This window comes from Paenibacillus sp. HB172176, assembly GCF_011947265.1.
GTDB lineage: Bacteria > Bacillota > Bacilli > Paenibacillales > Paenibacillaceae > Pristimantibacillus.
In genome coordinates, this window is the sequence record NZ_JAATHD010000029.1 from 20,061 (window position 1) to 39,295 (window position 19,235).

The window sequence follows — 19,235 nt, forward strand, 5'->3', positions numbered from 1 at the left end:
TATGTGTTCTCATGTCTCGTTTCATTATAACGGTTCACGCTCTTCGTTGCAATGACGAGTTGCATCCCGCAGCGCATCCCGAAGCAGGTTCTTACTTGCGCCGCGATTCTATCATCCTTTGCTTGTACCAATCATCGATTGCCGCCGGAACCGGCAACCCAAGCTCTTCATTGAATCGAGAACGAATTTGTCCGTAATGCGCAATCGTTTTGTCGAACTGTCCCAGCTTATCGTACAGCTGCAGCAGGGCAAGACATTCCTGTTCCTGATAAGGATCCATGGCTTGCAGACGCTCCAGCAGCGGCAAAGCTTCCGCATGCTTCTCTCTGCTCCATTCGTGCTGTATCCACCTTCGCGCATAGGCCATCCAAAGCTGGCGAAGCCGCTCCCGCTCGCCCTCCGCCCACACATAGTCGTAATCCGAAAGATAATCGCCCCGGTAAGCCTCCAGCAAATCTCGCATGCGGCCATGCGTCGCCTGTCCGCCCCTTCCGGCTTTTACGAGATCGTTCTCCCATTCATCCATTTCCATCACAACATCTTCCCCAAGCTCAAGCGTGTAGCTCTCCTGTATGGAAGAGCTGCGAATGGTAACCGAAATGCCCACCTTCTGCAGCGTTTGCCGAATTTGATAGATATACGTATAGAGCTGGGTAAGAGCGCGTTTCTCCTCTAAATCCGGCAGCAAAAGCTCGGTCAGTGCCGATTTGTGAACCGCCTCGCCGCGTTTGTGCAGCAAATAGGCGAACAGTTCCTGAGCTTTCGCGGTTCTCCAGGCTCCGGCAATCGGCGTTCCGCCCTTCGAGCTGAACCGAATTCCTTTAAAGCTATAAATTTGGCTGACGGCTTTTTCTTCTTGTTTGGCTTTGTCCGAGAGCCTGATTCGGTGCTGTTCGATGAGCCGGTCAATGGTTTTCTCCAATCGTCCCGACTGCAACGGCTTCATCAGATAATCAACGGCCTGCAGTTCAAACGCCTTAACGGCATAATCGTCATAAGCCGTCAAAAATACGATTTTGGTGCCGGGACAGCGCTCCTGAAGGATTTCCGCGGCTTGAATACCGGAAATTTCGGGCATATGAATATCCATGAACACAATATCGGGCTGCTGTTCATCGACAGACGAGATCGCAGCTTGCGCCGATAGATAGGATGACATAAAGAAATTTATTCCTCGCTTCCCAGCGATTTGCCGAAGCTTTATTTCGAGCAGCTCAAGTGCCAGTCTTTCATCATCCACAAGCATGATTCTCATCATCTACCACCTCGCGCGTCATTCTCTTTGGAAGAGTCTATTCTATTATTTACGGTCGTTTGCTGTAAAAAGTTGTAGAGATTTACGAAATTTCCGTCCTATTCGACAATTTAATCCCCTTCGACAAAAAATGTTCAGATTTTGTCTAGAACTCTTCGATATACTCTATTCATTATGCCATATTGGCTGTATAATGTAGTCGTCGTGGGATTATATACCTATAAATAAATGGGTATATTTGCCTAATTTTGATCGGAAACGCGCGCATCCCCGCGCCGAAGGCATTGAATTATTGCGATTGAGAGGAATGGTAGTATGAAAGTTTTGATTAACTGGTTTCATTTATCCAGGAAAAACGTCGCGCTTGCGATATCTCTTCTGCTCTTGCTGCAGACAATGTTCTGGGGCGGTATGCTGCCGCATACGTCTGCCGAAGCCGTCGACAACAGCAGCAATGTAATCAAGCAGGTGCTGTTGATAAACGGGCAAGATATTCCCCAAGCGGATCTTCAAAATTGCTTTACCGACAGGACAAGCTGCAATTCCGTAACCGCAGCCGTCTATTATGACAGCGGATCGCTTGTCAGCTATACGAACGACTTCGAGACCAGTCTCGGAGCAGCCGATTATCCATTCACATTAGCCTACAACTGGGAGATTACGGCGGACCAGGCTGCGGATGGCGGAACTTATACCTTCAATCTGCCGGACGCATTCATGATTAAAAATGACATTGACAATGTTCCTCTCGATACAGCAGGAAGCTTCAGCGTGAACAAAACGACGAAACAGATCACCATCACTTTCAATAAGCAGACCGACGCACTTAAGCTGCAAGGCGGCCTAGTGATCGAAGCCTGGCTGGAGGAAGCAACGGAAATCGTCAACAACGAGATCGTTGTGAACATTCCCATTAGCGGTTCCGCCAATTTGACGGTTAATATTCCGGTTGACTTGCAAGGCTCCTCGCCCAATATTGACAAGAGACTTGATACTTCGCAGGGCATTGGAGGCGTAGACCGAACGGTTAATACCTCCGAAATCTACTGGACGATCGATGCCAATACGAATCTCGCGAGCATGGGACAAGCCATTATTCAAGACAGCTGGCCGTCCGAGGTCGAACTCGATCCGAGCACGTTAAAGGTCTATAATCTGAATGTCAGCATGAACGGAAGCATTACGCAGGGCTCGCTAGTTGATCCAGCGGACTATGCGCTGGACCTGACAACGCCCGGGCAATTCGCCATCAATCTTGGCGTGACGCAATCGGCTTATCGCGTTACATACAAGACTAAGGTGAAGAGCGATGCGCCGCTCAGCGAAACGCCGACAACGATAACGAATACCGCTCAATTGCTGGATGGCGCATCGGTGAAAGATGATGACAGCGCATCGCTGAGCGTGCAGCGCGGGCAAATGCTGCGCAAGAGCAACAGCGGATACGATGCGGCGAATAACCATCGCGTAACCTGGGAAGTGCTATACAATTTCGGCGAGCTGGAAGAATCAGGTCCCACGTTGACCGATACACTGCCTGCGGGGCATCATTTCGTGCCGGGCACCTTGACAGTTGAATCCGTTGAGGTCAACTCTACCGGCGGAGCTGGTGATGTCATTACTACGCTTTCCGAGGGCGTCGCGGCTGGTCAGTATACTTTAAACGACAACGGCACTTCCTTCGATCTAACGCTTAATGGTACTATTACGCATGCCTACAAGATAACGTATGCTACGGAATCTAAGGACAATGCTCCGATTACCTCCAATGGGAGTGGTACGAATACGATCTCGGCGACCGGATATACCGGGAACAAAACGTCCACCGTTAATTATCAACAACAAGTCATCTCCAAGGGCGGAAGCATTGTCGATTACAGCAACAAGGAAATCGAATGGAATATTACACTCAACGAAAACGGTTATTGGTTCAAAGGAGACGCGGGTACTCCATTGACCTTGGAGGATACTTTCTCGAACCGCGGATTGACGCTTTTACCTGGAACGCTTGCCATCAAGGAGGCTGGAGGAGCAACGCTTACCGAAGGTATCGATTATACCGTTCAAACAAATTATGACGGAACGTATACTTCTCTTGAATCAGGTTTTACGATTACGTTCAATAACAGTTATGATTTCAACAAGAAGCTTACGATTACCTATCGAACAACATTCGATTATGACAAGTACAAGCCAACAAACCCTTGGACTGAGAGTAATTATAACTTCCAGAATTCAGGGAAGTTCAGTTGGAATCAAATTGTTGCCAGCGACGGTACAACAATAATCGGCACTGCGGGCAATCAAAACGCATCCCATACCGTAACGCCGAACGACTATACCCGTTACAACGGTTATAAGGACGGCAGTTACGATGCGACGGACAAAACGTTAAGCTGGAATGTGCTGTTCAATTATCATAATGAATCTGTTCAAGATGCCGTTGTTACGGATACGCTGGAGTCCGGACAAGAGCTGGTCCCAGGAACTCTTGTCGTGAAGCAGATGTCCTTGTCTGCAGACGCCAATGGCAATTTGTCGGAAGTGGCAACGCTTATCAAAGACACCGACTATACGTTAAACTATGATACAAGCGGATCCGATCCCGTTCTCACCATCAGCTTCTCATCACCAACAATTTCGGGACCGCATCTGATTTCTTACAAGACAACACTGGAGGACAAGCTCGTCCCGCATCATATCGACAATACGGCTTTGTTCACAAGCACCAATGGCTATACGGCCACGCTTGAGAAAACCGTTAATCTGCCTTACGGCGATGAGTATCTGAAAAAGAGCTTCGAGCAGGATCCATCGGCCATGCGTCTCGCGAACTGGACCTTATGGATCAACAGAAGCCAGTCGAAGCTAAGCGATGTCGTGATCGTGGACAAACCAGACCAATATCAGACGCTCGCTCACGAATCCTTCAAGCTTGAGAAGGCCGTTCCTAATCGGCCAAATCCGACACAGGATAGTCATTTCACCTTTACAACCGTTGATCCGTCCGATTATACGATTACGTTTAGCGCGGATCCGGACACTGCTCAGCATCTTGAGATGTTCACGTTATCGATTGACGGCGATATCAATGGGGAAATCGAAGCTGCCTACAGGCTCACGTATCAATCCTTGCTCGCATACGGCGTCACACCTCAGACCGAAAATCATTATGATTTCAGCGCCACTCAGAAGCATGTGGTCAGTACGTCAACGGAGCATCAGTTCTCGGTCACTAAAAATTCAGGTTCAGGCTTCACCTTCCCTTCCAGCGCAGACTATCAAGGAAGCTTGAAGCTGACGAAGGTGGCAGGGGATGACGGCTCGATCAAACTGGCTGGCGCGTCATTCAAAATCAAGTCCAAGTTCGGCGGCACCTATGTAGAGACCAAAACGACCGATGTGAACGGTGAGGTTGTCTTCTCCGATCTGCCTTTCGACCAATATGAATTGGTTGAGGTTACAGCACCGAACGGCTATTTGCTCGATTCGACGGTGCACGACATTGTCATCAATTCAACAACGGAGCAAGAGATTACACTTACGAATACTCACAAAAGCAAACTTGGCAACTATGTGTGGTTCGATCTCGACCGCGACGGCATCCAGGATGCTGGTGAAGTCGGCATTAACGGCGTTACCGTCAATCTGTATAAGGAAGGCGAAACGACGGTATTCAAAACAACAACGACGGCAACGAATGCCGGTAAAGATGGCTATTATTTGTTCGATGAATTGATTCCGGGCAACTATGTTGTTCAATTTGAATATCCAGACGATTATGAGCCAACGCAAAATGTTGCTGGGCAACCGACAGTGGATTCTAATCCACTGTATTCCGAGAACAAAACGGCTGTTATTACTCTTGATCGGAGCAATAACTTCGAAGATCTGAGTATTGACCTTGGGCTGGTCGCCAAGGGCGAAATCGGCGATTATGTATGGCTGGACTGGGATCGCGACGGTCTTCAAGACGCTTCCGAGACAGGCCTCAACGGTATTGAGGTTATTCTGTTCAAGGAAACGGGAGGCGTTCGCACGGAGATCGCCAGAACGACAACAGGGGATGACCCAGTTGACAGCAAGCCAGGCTATTATCTGTTCGATCAACTGCTTGGCGGCGACTATTATGTTCAGTTCACCGTTCCGAGCAGCTATATAAAAACAGGAGAAGAAGCTCTGCCAACTTCCGGACTTGGCTCCAATGTGACGGATGCTTCGAATGTGACTGACAAGATTGTAATCGGCGGCCCGGACAAGTGGGTTAACCATACCATCGATCTGGGGCTCCAAGGCAAAGGCAAGCTTGGCGACTATGTATGGTTCGATACGAATGACGACGGCATTCAGGACAGCGGCGAGCCGGGAATTGCGAACATTGAAGTGAAGCTTTATGAAGGGGCCTCGCCAAGCAGCTTGACGCTTGTGGCTACGCAATATACCGACAGCAATGGTTATTATCTATTCGATCATTTGGTGGAAGGCAACTATTATGTGAAATTCCAGACGCCAAGCATCTATGATCTTGCGAAATCCGAATCAGCCGGCTCCTCCAGCTCGAATGATTCGAACAGCATTTTTGAGACAGGTCCAAACAAGGGCTTGACCCAAAATGCGATTCCAATCGGCGGACTCAATCCTTGGTCGGATCTCACGATCGACCTTGGCTTCTCCGGCAAGGGCGCGATCGGCAACTATGTATGGCATGACCGGAACTGGAACGGCGTTCAGGATGAAGGCTCCGAGCATGGCATTAACGGCGTTAATGTCTATCTGTACAGGGACACGCCGACAGGTACGCCATATAAAACGGATGTGACCAAAACGGAAGGCGGACTGCCTGGCTATTACAGCTTCACAGAGCTGCCGCAAGGGACGTATTATGTGAAATTCGACTATGATTCGCAGTACAACCTGACAACGGCGGAAACGGACAGCGATTCACAGGTTGGCTCGAATGCGCTTGATGCCGATAACATTACCGGCCCTATCACAATCAGTGAAATGGCTACGCCATTCGGCTGGGTGAATCCGAGCATCGATCTGGGTCTGACTGCTCAAGGCACGATTGGCAATTATGTATGGCTGGATCGCAATCGCAACGGCATACAGGACGAGCCGGCATCTGAAGGCTTGAACGGCTTCACGGTTAAGCTGTACAAAGACAGCAAATCGGGCGACGCTTATGCCGAGACGGTGACGGCTAACGGTCCTGGCGGCAAGCCTGGTTACTATGAATTTGATAATCTCGCAAGCGGCACTTATTATGTGCAAATTTTGTTTGATTCAAACTATGAAACAACAACTGCAGAGCAAGGCAGCGGTTCGGGAGCCGATGAGCTTGATTCCAACAGCGTCGATGCATCCGGCTTCACTTCCGCCATTGTTATAGACGCAGCCGGGCCGAAGGGCTGGCATGATCCGACGATCGATTTCGGTCTGGTGCGCAAAGGCCAAATCGGCAACTATGTATGGCAGGATGTGAACTATAACGGCAAGCAGGATGATGATGAGAAATTCGGACGCAACGGTCTTACCGTGAAGCTTTACGATTCCAGCAAGCATATAATCGCAACAACTGTAACAGCGGATAAGAACGGCAAGTCTGGCTATTATCTGTTCGATCATTTGACAGCCGGCGATTATTATGTCAGCTTCGAGAAGCCGGGAGGCTATGTTTGGACAAAAGCGGGGGCTTCAGGAGTGGCTGCCGCAGAGGATTCCAACATCACCTTTGATGGCCTGACTGAAGTGATTCGAATCGGCGACGCAACGGTTTGGGAGGATATGACGATTGATCAAGGGTTCTATTTCATCCCTTATATTCCATTGCCATCTCCTTCCGAGACTCCTTCAGCAGGACCGGAGGAATCACCGGGCATGACACCGACGCCAACACCGACGTCTTCGGCAACACCTGCGCCAACGCCTTCTCCAGGAGCATCCTCTGGAATCGAGTCGCCTGCGCCAAGCATCTCCCCAACTTCGACACCGAAGCCGGGGAAAACGCCGGAGGATACTCCGATTGAGTTGGAGGTCGATGTACCGCCGGGCGGTACGACAGATATCGGCACGCCTCCGGGACATGGTGAAGTTACGACAACGCCGGACGGCAAGGTCATCTACAAGCCTGATCCGGGTTATACAGGCAACGACGAATTCTCGATTATCGTGAAGGACGAGAATGGCGAGGAAGAAGAAATCTGGTTTGATATTGATGTGGAAGAGATTCCTCTAGGCAATGGGGCCATATCTCCGGATGTCGACAAGCTCCCTAAGACCGGGGAACGCGATTACTCGCTTCTGTACGCCCTGGGTATCGTTCTAATTGGCGGCGGTCTGCTCGTCGCAACAGGCAGAAGGAAGAAGTCCAACAGAAGCTAGCCACAAACTGTTGCTTAATGACAAAAATGAAGAGACAGCTTGTCTTAGTCGGTTCGACTAGGACAAGCTGTCTCTTTTCGTTGCTGTCTCCTTTAGCTGCTGTCACCGTTCGTTGCATACAAACTCCTTCGATGCCTGTTCATTCCATGCCTATAAAGCGATGCCCATTGATCTCAACCTTCAATCTGCCCCTCGGCCGGCGCCGTACTGTCTCTGCGATGCGAGGCTCTTCGGCCCTTAAGCAATTGGATAAGCGAGGACGGTCCGCTTGCCGCATAATAATTCGCCTGTTCATCCGGCGCCAGAATAACGCCCAATTGATGATGCTCCCCGGCATAACGGGCGCGCTGAGCGAATTTAGGTTCTCCATCATTGTTAAGCACCTCCAGCTTGCAAAAGGCCGAATTGAGCAGAAGCGCCTCGTAAAGCTCCTCCTTCGAGCTCACCTTCATACCGTTCACCTTATAGAGAATTTCGCCGGCACTGAGTCCCATAGCTTCTGCCGGTGTCCCCGGCACCACGCCGAGAAGCTTCAAGCCGCGTTCGTCATGCACGTACATCGGCTGTCTGCTTGACTCAACAATGCTGCTGCGCCATGTAATGGCTTCATGAAGCACGATGGAGAGGAGGGCCGCTAGCGGAAGCGTTGCTGATTGCCACCACGCTAGCAATGAAGCCCCTGCGAGAAGAATGCTGTAGAGCATCAGTCCCTTGGCGGCATGCTTCGCTTTCGCCTTCGGCAGCATCGATCTTGTGAGCTCCGTGAACCCGATAATCATCGGCAATGCCAAGATCGTCCAGCCTTGTGATCCGCCTCCCTGAAACAAGGTATGCCAGGTTGCATGGAGCGCCGAAGCTTGATCTGCGCCTCCCTCCTGTCCTGTCCCCGCAATCGGCACGAACAGAAAGAGTGGAACCGGCCAGAAGCCTTGCAGCATATAACCGCCAATCAACTTGCCCCGCTTGCCCTCCAGGAAGAGCGGCGTCGACAGCTGCGTGCCCTGCCAAGATACCAGAACGGCTTCAGCAAGGTGTAGAAGAGCAACGAGCAGCAGAAGTCCAGCGGCATCGATGTCGGCTAATGAGCTTGCCAGAGAACCAAGCCAATCGTCTCGATCTGCAAGCGACGTGAATCCCGCTCCCCACTGAAGCAATGTAATGATTCCAGCGCTGTAGGCGAAGCAGAGATACCGTATGCGTACCAGCATCAGAACGACCGCAATGACCCAAAGCCACAGAACGGCGTCAGCGGTTAATGCTGCCCCGACGAATGCCCCGACAATAGAGGCGCCAAGCCCGATGAGAAGACCACTCAGCAGGGCTCTGAGCACAAGTCCCATCGTGTCGTGCAGCTTGACGGCGAACAATTTCCTCTCCAGACTTATTTGTCTGCGATATTGCAAAATAATGAAAAGAACAGCTATATAATAGAATGGCTGTAGAGCCAACTGGACAACCGCGTCTCCCAGCAGCCCCAACACAGATTGAACCGTTTCCAATACCAACACCCCTTCTTGAGGTTTGCAAAAAAAGAGGCCGACTTCGCCGCGCGAAGCCAACCTCTTAACCATTCGACAACAAAAGCTTATTTCCTGCTGACAATATCTACCGCCTTCTGAAGCTGGATGTCATTATCCTTGTTCTGTATCCACTTAATGACCGTCTGCTCGATCGACTCCGCCGTCTTTTCATCAATTTCACCTGTAACCGTCAAGCTGTTATCCGCCTGGAATTTGCGTACGGCTGCAGCGGTAACCGCATCATAATACCCGTCTTCGCGGTCCAATTCGTAGCCCAAACCTTGAAGCATAATTTGCGCGCTGCGCACAACCTCGCTCATACTGTCTTGCTTCAGCGTCTCGGTCAAATTGAGCCGGGCCACCGTATACAAATCCGGAGGATCGACCTTCACGTTCGGCGTGATGCCTTTGCCGTGAATCCAATTGCCGTTCGGCGTCAGCCACTTCGCGATGGTCATCTTCACCAGACTGCCGTCACCAAGCGCTTTGTTATAGCTGACCTGCACAGTACCTTTGCCGAAGGATTGCTCTCCGACTACAGTCGCTCCTGCGGCTTCCTGCAGCGCTCCCGCCAGAATTTCCGATGCGGACGCGCTTCCCTTGTTCGTTAGAACCGCAATCCCATACGCTTTCTGTTCGCCGCCCTTCGCCACCGTCTTCTCCCGATTGCCGCTTCTGTCCTCGACTTGAACGACTGTCGAGCCTTCCTTCATCATGAGCTGGGCGATATCGATCACAACCGGCAGCACGCCGCCCGGATCGTTGCGCACGTCGATAACCAGGCCCTTCATGCCCTCGCCCTCCAGTCTGGCGAGCTCTTCCTTGAACCTGGCCGCCGTATTCAGCGAGAACTGGGTAATCGATATGACGCCTACGCCATCTGGACGGAGCGCGGCATAAACCGTCTCCAGATCGATGTCGTCGCGAATCAGCACAAGCTGAATGGGGTCCGAGAAGCCTGAACGCTGCACCTGCAGCTTCACCTTCGTGCCCTTCGGCCCTCTAATCTTGGCGACGGCCTCTTGCAGATTCAGACCATCCAGGCTGTCTCCGTTCACGGAGAGCAGCGTATCCTTCGCAAGCATGCCGGAGCGCTCTGCAGGAGAGCCTTTGATTGGAGAGACGACGACAATTTTGCCGTTCTCGATCGTCACCTCGGCTCCTATGCCCGTGAACGAGCCCTCAATCGTTTCCGAGAAATGCTGCGCGACATCCTTCTCCATATAGACCGAATAAGGATCGTCCAGCGCTTCCATCATACCGCTGACAGCGCCGTCAATCAGCTCGTCGCGATCCACATCCTTATAGAACTTCGTCTCGATAAGCTCCAGCACTGCATTCAATTTGTCGAGCTCATCCCCTTGAAGCTTGACATCATCCTGTCCGTCGGCCGCCGCAGCGACGACGGAAGCGGAATGATCATTCGGCTGAATCAATTGGTCTGCTACTGTTAATGTCACAAGGACGCTCGCGATCATCGTAAGCAAGACAAATGTAAATACCGTTCTTCCTTTAAAGATCAACCCGCACACCACCTTAATTGATTTCCCGCTGCAAAACACCAAATTAGTATATGACAAGCAGCATACAATTATTTACTACTCATCCATTAGAGCAAGGGAACTGCTTGAAAGTATACGAAGGCAGCCTAGTATACAGGCTGCCTTGTATGTGCTGCAATTATTCAATTTTATGGAAAAATCTATTTCAAATAGCCTGTAGGGTTGACGGCAACCTCGTTCTTGCGCACTTCGAAATGCAAATGCGGGCCGGTCGAATCGCCGGTATTCCCCGACTTGGCAATAAGATCTCCGCGTTTCACCGAATCACCCTCTTCCACGAGCAGTCCGTTCGTCTTCAGATGCGCATAGAGCGTCCATAAACCGTTGCCATGATCGATAATAATACAGTTGCCGTAGCCGCTTGTCCATTGCGACATAATGACGATGCCCGCTTCGGCGGCATAGACCGATGTGCCTTGAGGCACAGCCAGATCGATACCGGTATGAAGCTTCTTCACGCCCGTAATAGGATGAACGCGCATACCGAAATTCGAGCTGACCCGGTAGCTGGCCTTGAGCGGAAACGCCAGTGTACCGCCAGAGTAAGGATTCTTGATCCGGTTCTTCTCCGCTTCAAGCTTCGATTTTTTCGCGGCCAGCGCGATAACAACCTTCTGCTGCTCCTCGGTAATATCCTCCAGATGATCGATATCCTCGCCCAGCTTGTCAATGCTCGCATTATAGCTGGCAACTAGCACTTCCTTCTCGGACTCCTTCTTCACCATATCCGCTTGCTGTAATTGAAGCTCATTGTAGATTTCCTTCACGTCTGCCAGCTGTGTCTCCACCTGCTCTTTCTTCTCTTCTACGAGCGCCTTGTCCTTCTTATGCTCCTCCAGAACATCCTTGTCCGTGTTCAGAATGGTCTGAAGCGCGTCGAAGCGATCCAGAAAGTCGCTGAAGCTGTTCGCGCTGAGCAGCACATCCATGTAGGAGACGAAGCCGTTCGAATACATGAGTCTCATTCGGGATTGAAGCAACGCGTCGCGTTCTTCGACCCGCTTCACCGCGGCATCCAGCTCTTCGCCGGTCTTCACCAGCTCGGCTTCCTTCGCTTCCTTCTCGGCTTGCTTCTCCTGCATCGCGTTGCCGACCTTGTCGATTTCCGCGATCATCGCCGTAATCTGCTTCTGCAAGTCTTCCTTCTTCAGCGTAAGATCCTGCTGCTGATTCTTGTTCGCGGAAGCCTGCTCCTGAGCCTCTGCCGCTTTCTTCTGCGCATCCTTCATCTGCTGATTTGCTGCAGCGATCTGCTTCTCGATATCCGAGAGCGAGGAGGCTTCCGCTTGCGAGCCGCTGTCGCCCGGTCTTATCGTCATCACAGCCGCCAATAAGGCGATAATTAGCACTACACTGATTTTCTTCATATCGCGTTGCCCCCTACACTTTCAGATACTTTCGTACAGAGATGGTGCTGCCCCAAATCCCGATAAGCGTTCCGATGATGATGATCAAAGCGCCCGATGTCAGACTCGCTTCCTTGAGCGGCACAAGCGTTATCATCATAAGCGACAAGTCCAGCTTGGTCAGATCAATAATTTGCGCATAACAGAACATGACGACCGCCGCCGTTACAACGGAAGAGATAATGCCGATAAGCGCCCCTTCGATAAAAAACGGCCAACGGATAAACGCGTTCGTCGCGCCTACCAGCTTCATAATCCCGATCTCGCGTCTTCTGGCGATAATCGTCATCTTGATCGTGTTGGAGATGAGGAACATCGCCGTTACGGCAAGTCCGATCACCACGACGAAGCCGATATTTCGAACCGCATTCGTCACCTTGAATAACGTCTCGACCGTGCCTTGTCCGTATTTCACGCGTTCAATCGGATTGGTTCCGTCCGCCTTGTTGATCGTATCGATCTGATCGGCAACGCTCTCGACGGTCTGCGGATCATAAACCTCTACCGTCAAGGAAACCGGCAGCGGATTATTCTCGTTCGTATAACCCTCAAGCCAATCTCCGTTCTCCTCGCCCATCGCATCGCGAAGAATGCTGAGCCCCTCTTCCTTGGACACGTAGATAACCTTGCTCACCTCAGGCAGACTTCCAATCTTATTCTGCAGCTCCGTGACCTTCTCGTCCGGCGCGTCTGTCTGCATATAGACGCGAATCTGCACCTTGCTCTCGATCTGATCGGCCATATCATTCACATTCATGGCGAGCAGAACGAAGATGCCAAGTATAAAGAGAGAGATAAAGATCGAGCTCATCGAAGCAAAGGACATCCAGCCGTTTCGTATAATGTTCTTGGCGCCTTCCCGCATATGCCGGAGTATCGTGCTAAGCTTCATAGCCGTACTCCCCTCTTGCCTCGTCGCGCACCACAAGCCCGTTCTCAATCGCGATGACTCGCTTGCGCATCGAATTCACGATATCCCTGTTGTGGGTCGCCATGACGATGGTCGATCCTCTGAAATTAATCTCCTCCAGGAGATTCATAATACCAATCGACGTTTCCGGATCCAGATTCCCCGTCGGTTCATCCGCGACGATAACAGATGGATTGTTAACGATTGCTCTTGCAATCGATACCCGCTGCTGTTCACCGCCGGATAACTGCGAAGGCAGGCTGTTATGCTTATGCTTCAAGCCGACAAGATCGAGTACCTCCATTGTCCGCTTCTTCATGATCTTGCGGGGAGCTTCGATAACCTCCATCGCAAAGGCGACATTTTCGAACACGGTCAGCTTGGGCAGAAGCCTGAAATCCTGAAAGATAACACCGATATTTCTTCGGATAAAAGGAATTTTGCGAGGCTTCAGCTTGCCAATATTAAAGCCGTTCACGGAAATTTGTCCCTTGGACGGGACCTCCTCCCGATAAATCAACTTCATAAACGTCGACTTCCCTGCTCCGGACGGTCCGACGAGATAAACAAATTCATTACGATCTATTCGAACCGAAACGCCGCGAAGGGCATGAGTGCCGTCAACGTACGTTTTCCATATGTCGTGCATTTCGATCACAGTATCACATCCTGTATGTAGTCAGTTCTAGTATTTCGACATCGTATGGCGAAATCCTTCAAGTATGGCGCGGTTTCTTCTATTTTCACAATTCTCATATTCCGTGATTTTGTCGAATAATCTCTCGTTATGCGTATGGACAAATTTGGAGCGACTACTGCATATAGATGAAGGACGGGCTCTTATGCAAATTTCCATCCATTTCTGCTATTTGGCCATTGTGCTGATCAGGACGAAGAACCTCCATTTCCATGTGAACGGATGTGTCAGAAATGAATAGAGCAAAAAAAATTTTTCAGCAAAGATGGAGAAAACTTCTGCTCGGAATGTCGCTTATTCTCCTTTTCCTATGCGCTTTAATGTTGACTGTGCTATGGAAATACGCCTCTCAGGACGTCGTCCCGAGCGGAGTTCATGCGGGCAGGATGAATATCGGGGGCATGAGGATCGACGAGGCGATTGATTTGCTGAATCAGTATGAGATTTCGCTGCGGGAGAGAACTGTATTCATTAAAACAGAGCCTTCCGCGTCTGGAGATTTGTCTGCGCGTTTGGACGGTCAGAGCCTTCACTGGACAGCGGAAGAGCTCGGTTACCGAGGAGAGTTCATAGGACTGAAGGAGGCTTTATTACGCTTGAAAGAGGGCAGTCTATGGGAGCGCGTCCGATATCGGAACGCATTCCCGAGAAGCCTCGCCTTATCTCAGAGCTGGAACAAGGATCTGTTCCAAACGGCCATACGCAAGAAATGGAGCTGGATCGAACGGCAGAAAGCCGTCGATGCCGAGCGGAAGATCGACGAGAACGACAACATCTCCTACACGGAGCATACGAATGCGTACCGCCTGCGGCTTCAGCCTATGATGGAGCGATTGGACCGTTGGATGATGGTGCAGCCGGAACAGAGCGGATTAACACTGACAGACGGCGAGCGAGTCTACAAGGACAATCTGCTAATTAAAGTCGTCGAGCCTGCGGTTACGCTCCAGAAGCTGCTTGGGGAGGGCATTGATCGCAAAATTATGTCCTACACGACGAGCTTCGCAACGAGCGCCGAAGGAAGGGCCTATAATGTGACCGTCACCGCTCAGGCTCTGAATGACTGGCTGCTGGCCCCCGGCGAAATCTTCTCCTATAGCAAATTAATCGAATCCGCCGAGAAGCAATACAGCTATCGCGAAGCTCCCGTCATATTGAACGGCAGGCTAAGTCCGGGCATCGGCGGCGGCATCTGTCAGGTATCCAGCACCCTGTACCAAGCCGCGCTAAGAGCCGGCCTCGATATTGTCGAACGGCGCAACCATTCTTTGCCCGTGCCCTATCTGCCTCTTGGCTACGACGCAACCTATGCAACCGGCGCGATCGATTTCAAATTCCGCAACTCCACAGACAGCTATCTGCTTATCCGCACCGAAGTAAAGAATCGGACGTTGACAGTCAAGCTGTTCGGCTCTATCCCGGAAAATGTAAGCTATGACATCGTGTCTCTCACGAAGAATGCCGTCGCCCCGAGCGTCGAGCAAAGGGTGAACGATGGGCTCCCTGTCGGCGGTCAGGCGTTGCTTAAGCAAGGCAAACCCGGCTTCATCGTGGATACGTACCGCATCAAATCAATCGACGGAAAGGAAGTCTCGCGCGAGCGAATCTCCCATGACACGTACAAAGCGCAGCCCACTGTCATCGAGGTAGGTCCATCATCGCTTAACTCCACGCCAAAACCCTCTCTGACACCCAATTCGAAACGGCGGATTGTGGAGGATGGCATCTAGCGCAAAAAGACCGTATGACCCATCATCGCCTGCAATCTACAGTCGATATGGGCCGCACGGCCTTATGTTGGAACAATTGAACTAAAGAGCTATCTGCTGCTCTCCATATACTCCGTGATCCAGCTCGCCGTCTCGGCCAGCGATGCGTCCGCGCGGCCAATCGCTTCCTCTACCTGCGACTTGGCTGTGCCGCCATAGACATTACGCGCATTGACGACATTCTCAGGCTGCAGCACCTCGTAGATGCGATCATCGAACAAGCCGGAGAATTGCTTGAACTCCTCGAGCGTCAGATCGAGCAGGTATTTGTTCTGCTGAATGCAATACAGCACGGTCTTGCCAATCACTTCATGCGCCTGACGGAACGGCATGCCCTTGCCAACGAGGAAGTCGGCAATATCCGTCGCGTTCGAGAAGTCCTGGTTCACAGCCTGGCGCATCTGCTCCTTGTTCACCTTCATGGTCGCGACCATCGGCGCGAAGAGCTGAAGAGCGCCCTGCAGCGTCTTCACCGTGTCGAACATGCCTTCCTTGTCCTCCTGCATATCCTTGTTGTACGCTAGCGGCAGCGACTTGAGCACGGTCAGCAAGCCGACCAGGTTGCCGTATACGCGCCCCGTCTTCCCGCGCACGAGCTCCGGCACATCCGGGTTCTTCTTCTGCGGCATAATGCTGCTGCCCGTGCAGAACGCATCGTCAAGCTCCACGAAGCGGAATTCCGTGCTGGACCACAGGATGAGCTCCTCGCTCAGACGCGACAAGTGCATCATGATGATCGAAGCATCCGCCAGAAATTCCAAAATAAAGTCGCGGTCGCTCACCGCATCCAAACTGTTCTCATAGACACGATCGAATTTCAGCTGTTTCGCCACGAAATGACGATCAATCGGGAAGGTCGTACCCGCAAGGGCGCCCGCGCCGAGCGGCAGCACATTAATGCGCTTGTAGCTGTCCTGCAGTCTCTCGATATCGCGGCCAATCATCGACACATACGCCATCAGATGATGGGCGAACAGAATCGGCTGCGCGCGCTGCAGATGCGTATAGCCTGGCAGAATCGTATCCGTGTTCGCCCGCGCCTGCTCTACCAATGCGGATTGCAGCTTATAGAGCATGTCCACGAATTCCACGACGCGCTTGCGCAGCCACAGATGCATATCGGTCGCTACCTGATCATTGCGGCTGCGACCGGTATGCAGCTTGCCTCCAACCGATCCGACATCGTCGATCAAGGTTTTCTCGATATTCATGTGGATGTCTTCATCGCCAACCGAAAATTCAATATCATTACGCTTAATGCGTTGGAGCACGCGATGCAAACCATCCTTAATCTTGTCTACATCATCATCGGAAAGAATGCCCTGCTTGCCCAGCATCGTGACATGCGCGAGGCTGCCTTGAATATCCTCCTCCGCGAGCTCCTTGTCGAACATGATTGACGCTGTATATTCCTCCACCAGTTGATCCGTTTGTTTCGTGAAGCGTCCGCCCCATAATTTACTCACTGTATTTCAGCTCTCCGATCATTTAATTATTGTGCTCCACTGCTGCCGATACCTTCAAACGCAACGCGTTCAAACGAATAAAGCCTGTTGCGTCGCCTTGATCATAGGCTTGCGAAGGATCGGCCTCCATTGTTGCGATATCCGGATTATACAGGCTGACCGGACTCTTGACGCCGGCGCCGATGACATTGCCTTTGTAGAGCTTCAGACGCACGACTCCTGTTACGTTCTTCTGCGATTCCGTAACCAAGGCTTGCATCGCGAGGCGTTCTGGAGCGAACCAGAAGCCATTGTACACGAGCTCGCTGTATTTTGCGATCAGCGAATCGCGCAGATGCATGACATCACGGTCCATCGTGAGCGATTCCATCTTGCGATGGGCGGTGAAGAGGATCGTTCCGCCCGGCGTCTCGTAGACGCCGCGGCTCTTCATGCCGACGAAGCGGTTCTCCACCATATCCACGCGGCCGATGCCGTGCTTGCCGCCGAGCTCATTCAGCTTCTCCATAACGGCAAGCGGGCTTAGCGCTTCGCCGTTCAGGGCGGTGCAGTTGCCCTGATCAAAGGTCAGCTCCACATACTCCGCTTTGTCCGGCGCGCGCTCCGGCGACACGCTCAGCACGTACATCTCTTCATTCTCTTCCGCGCTCGGATCGAACCAAGGGTCCTCCAGCATGCCGCTCTCAAAGCTGATATGCAGCAAATTGCGGTCTGTCGAATAAGGCTTGGCGGCCGATGCCGTTACCGGAATGCCATGCTTCTCGGCGTACGCGATCATCTCGGCGCGCCCAGGGAACTGCTCGCGGAAGGCTTCGAGACGCCATGGAGCAATAACACTAATCTCCGGAGCCAGCGCCGCCGCGTTCAGCTCGAAGCGCACCTGGTCGTTTCCTTTGCCTGTTGCGCCGTGAGCAATGGCAGTCGCTCCTTCGGCACGAGCGATATCGACCATGCGCTTCGCGATCAACGGACGCGCGATCGATGTGCCGAGTAAGTATTGTCCTTCGTACAAAGCTCCGGCTTGGAACATCGGATAGATGAAATCCTTCGCGAACTCGGCGCGAAGATCATCGATATAGACCTTCGAAGCGCCTGTGGCAAGCGCTTTGGCCTCGAGACCATCCAGTTCATCATCTTGTCCGATATCTGCGGTGAAAGCGATAATTTCCGCGTCATAGGTTTCTTTCAGCCATTTCAAAATAACGGAGGTATCTAGTCCGCCCGAATAGGCCAGCACGATTTTTTCTTTTGCCATAATGCAGCATACATCCTTTCGAGTCCCTATATTAAAAATCTTGATTAAGACATAATGGCAGCCATGATCGCTTTCTGCGCATGAAGGCGGTTCTCGGCCTGATCGAAGATAATCGATTGGTCACCGTCAATGACGCTTTCAGTCACCTCTTCGCCGCGATGGGCTGGCAGGCAATGCATGAAGAGATAATCCTTCTTCGCCAGCTTCACAAGCTCGTCATTCACCTGATAATCCGCGAAAGCCAGCTCGCGTTCCTTCTGCTCCGCTTCCTGTCCCATGCTCGCCCACACATCCGTGTAGATGATATCCGCATCCGCAATGGCTACCTTAGGATCATACCCCACGTACAGAGTCGAGCCAGAGTCCAACGTATTCGCTTTCGTCTGCTCCACGATATCCGCATCAGGCTCATAGCCCTTCGGCGTCGCGATAGCCATATGCATGCCGAGCTTGGCAGCTCCCATCATGAGCGAGTGAACCACATTGTTGCCGTCGCCGATATAAGCCATTTTCAGCCCTTCAAGACGCCCTTTATGTTCATAGATTGTCTGGAAATCCGCCAGTGCCTGGCAAGGATGAGACAAGTCGGTCAAGCCATTAATGACAGGAATTGTAGCTCCTCTCGCCAGCTCGACAACCTTGCGATGCGCGAAGGTTCGAATCATGATGCCGTCCAGATAGCGCGACAAAACCTGCGCCGTGTCCCAAATCGTTTCACCGCGTCCAAGCTGAAGATCATTTCCGCTCAGGAACAGCCCTTGTCCCCCAAGCTGATAGATTCCCACCTCGAAGGATACGCGGGTGCGCGTCGACGATTTCTCAAAAATCATGCCGAGCGTCTTGCCCTTCAGCGGATGATAAGTCTCGCCCGCCTTCTGCTTCTTCTTCAAATCAATGGCCAGCTCAATCAGATATTGCAACTCATCCTTCGTAAAATCGACCAGCATAAGAAAATCGCGGCCCTTCAAGCTTAACGCTAACTCTTCATTCACTGCCTGCATCGAAATTCCT

Annotated in this window: 11 protein-coding genes; 2 read left to right on the top strand and 9 right to left on the bottom strand. The window is 51.7% G+C overall.

From position 1 onward, the window contains the following. Positions 1-91: 91 nt before the first annotated feature. Positions 92-1,258, bottom strand: coding sequence for a response regulator (locus HFP08_RS25215; protein WP_168123403.1), 1,167 nt, complete (start codon positions 1,256-1,258; stop codon positions 92-94). 312 nt (positions 1,259-1,570) lie between these two features. Between HFP08_RS25215 and HFP08_RS25220 the strand changes: the two genes are divergently transcribed. Then, complete coding sequence (locus HFP08_RS25220) at positions 1,571-7,639, top strand: SdrD B-like domain-containing protein (protein WP_168123404.1); 6,069 nt, start codon at positions 1,571-1,573, stop codon at positions 7,637-7,639. Between the two features lie 173 nt (positions 7,640-7,812). On the opposite strand, the gene HFP08_RS25225 is transcribed toward HFP08_RS25220, so the two are convergent. The 5 genes from HFP08_RS25225 to ftsE all read right to left on the bottom strand — a co-directional run bounded on the left by HFP08_RS25225 (position 7,813) and on the right by ftsE (position 13,695). Next, a complete protein-coding gene (locus tag HFP08_RS25225) occupies positions 7,813-9,138 on the bottom strand; it encodes a PDZ domain-containing protein (RefSeq protein ID WP_240941864.1) in 1,326 nt (441 codons plus the stop codon). Positions 9,139-9,224: 86 nt separating this feature from the next. Continuing rightward, positions 9,225-10,679: a S41 family peptidase gene (locus HFP08_RS25230; protein ID WP_481856613.1), complete on the bottom strand. Its 1,455-nt coding sequence runs from the start codon at positions 10,677-10,679 to the stop codon at positions 9,225-9,227. Positions 10,680-10,861: 182 nt separating this feature from the next. Next, positions 10,862-12,088 (bottom strand): murein hydrolase activator EnvC family protein, encoded by a 1,227-nt coding sequence (locus tag HFP08_RS25235; RefSeq protein WP_168123406.1) that lies wholly within the window; start codon positions 12,086-12,088, stop codon positions 10,862-10,864. A 13-nt stretch (positions 12,089-12,101) separates the two neighbouring features. Next, positions 12,102-13,019: a permease-like cell division protein FtsX gene (ftsX, locus tag HFP08_RS25240; RefSeq protein WP_168123407.1), complete on the bottom strand. Its 918-nt coding sequence runs from the start codon at positions 13,017-13,019 to the stop codon at positions 12,102-12,104. Next, positions 13,009-13,695 (bottom strand): cell division ATP-binding protein FtsE, encoded by a 687-nt coding sequence (gene ftsE, locus HFP08_RS25245; protein WP_168123408.1) that lies wholly within the window; start codon positions 13,693-13,695, stop codon positions 13,009-13,011. The genes ftsX and ftsE overlap by 11 nt, the downstream gene beginning before the upstream one ends. Positions 13,696-13,967: 272 nt before the next feature. Between ftsE and HFP08_RS25250 the strand changes: the two genes are divergently transcribed. Next, the gene (locus HFP08_RS25250) at positions 13,968-15,464 is read left to right on the top strand and encodes a VanW family protein (RefSeq protein WP_168123409.1); all 1,497 of its coding nucleotides are present in this window, start codon (positions 13,968-13,970) and stop codon (positions 15,462-15,464) included. 89 nt (positions 15,465-15,553) lie between these two features. Here HFP08_RS25250 and argH read toward each other — a convergent pair whose 3' ends face one another. From argH to argF, 3 genes are read right to left on the bottom strand one after another with little or no spacing between them, the layout of a single operon-like run. After that, on the bottom strand, positions 15,554-16,969 hold the full coding sequence (gene argH, locus HFP08_RS25255) for an argininosuccinate lyase (protein ID WP_168123410.1): 1,416 nt from the start codon (positions 16,967-16,969) through the stop codon (positions 15,554-15,556). Positions 16,970-16,991: 22 nt separating this feature from the next. Beyond that, positions 16,992-18,224 carry an argininosuccinate synthase gene (locus HFP08_RS25260; RefSeq protein ID WP_168123411.1) on the bottom strand — a complete coding sequence of 411 codons (1,233 nt, stop codon included), beginning with the start codon at positions 18,222-18,224 and terminating at the stop codon, positions 16,992-16,994. 44 nt (positions 18,225-18,268) lie between these two features. After that, a complete protein-coding gene (gene argF, locus HFP08_RS25265) occupies positions 18,269-19,225 on the bottom strand; it encodes an ornithine carbamoyltransferase (protein WP_168123412.1) in 957 nt (318 codons plus the stop codon). Positions 19,226-19,235: the final 10 nt, after the last annotated feature.

Excerpts from the sequence above, each read along its gene's own strand:
- HFP08_RS25215 (WP_168123403.1), bottom strand. The coding sequence starts at position 1,258 with ATGATGAGAATCATGCTTGTGGATGATGAAAGACTGGCACTTGAGCTG.
- HFP08_RS25220 (WP_168123404.1), top strand. The coding sequence starts at position 1,571 with ATGAAAGTTTTGATTAACTGGTTTCATTTATCCAGGAAAAACGTCGCG.
- ftsX (WP_168123407.1), bottom strand. The coding sequence starts at position 13,019 with ATGAAGCTTAGCACGATACTCCGGCATATGCGGGAAGGCGCCAAGAAC.
- HFP08_RS25235 (WP_168123406.1), bottom strand. The coding sequence starts at position 12,088 with ATGAAGAAAATCAGTGTAGTGCTAATTATCGCCTTATTGGCGGCTGTG.
- HFP08_RS25250 (WP_168123409.1), top strand. The coding sequence starts at position 13,968 with ATGAATAGAGCAAAAAAAATTTTTCAGCAAAGATGGAGAAAACTTCTG.
- argF (WP_168123412.1), bottom strand. The coding sequence starts at position 19,225 with ATGCAGGCAGTGAATGAAGAGTTAGCGTTAAGCTTGAAGGGCCGCGAT.
- HFP08_RS25260 (WP_168123411.1), bottom strand. The coding sequence starts at position 18,224 with ATGGCAAAAGAAAAAATCGTGCTGGCCTATTCGGGCGGACTAGATACC.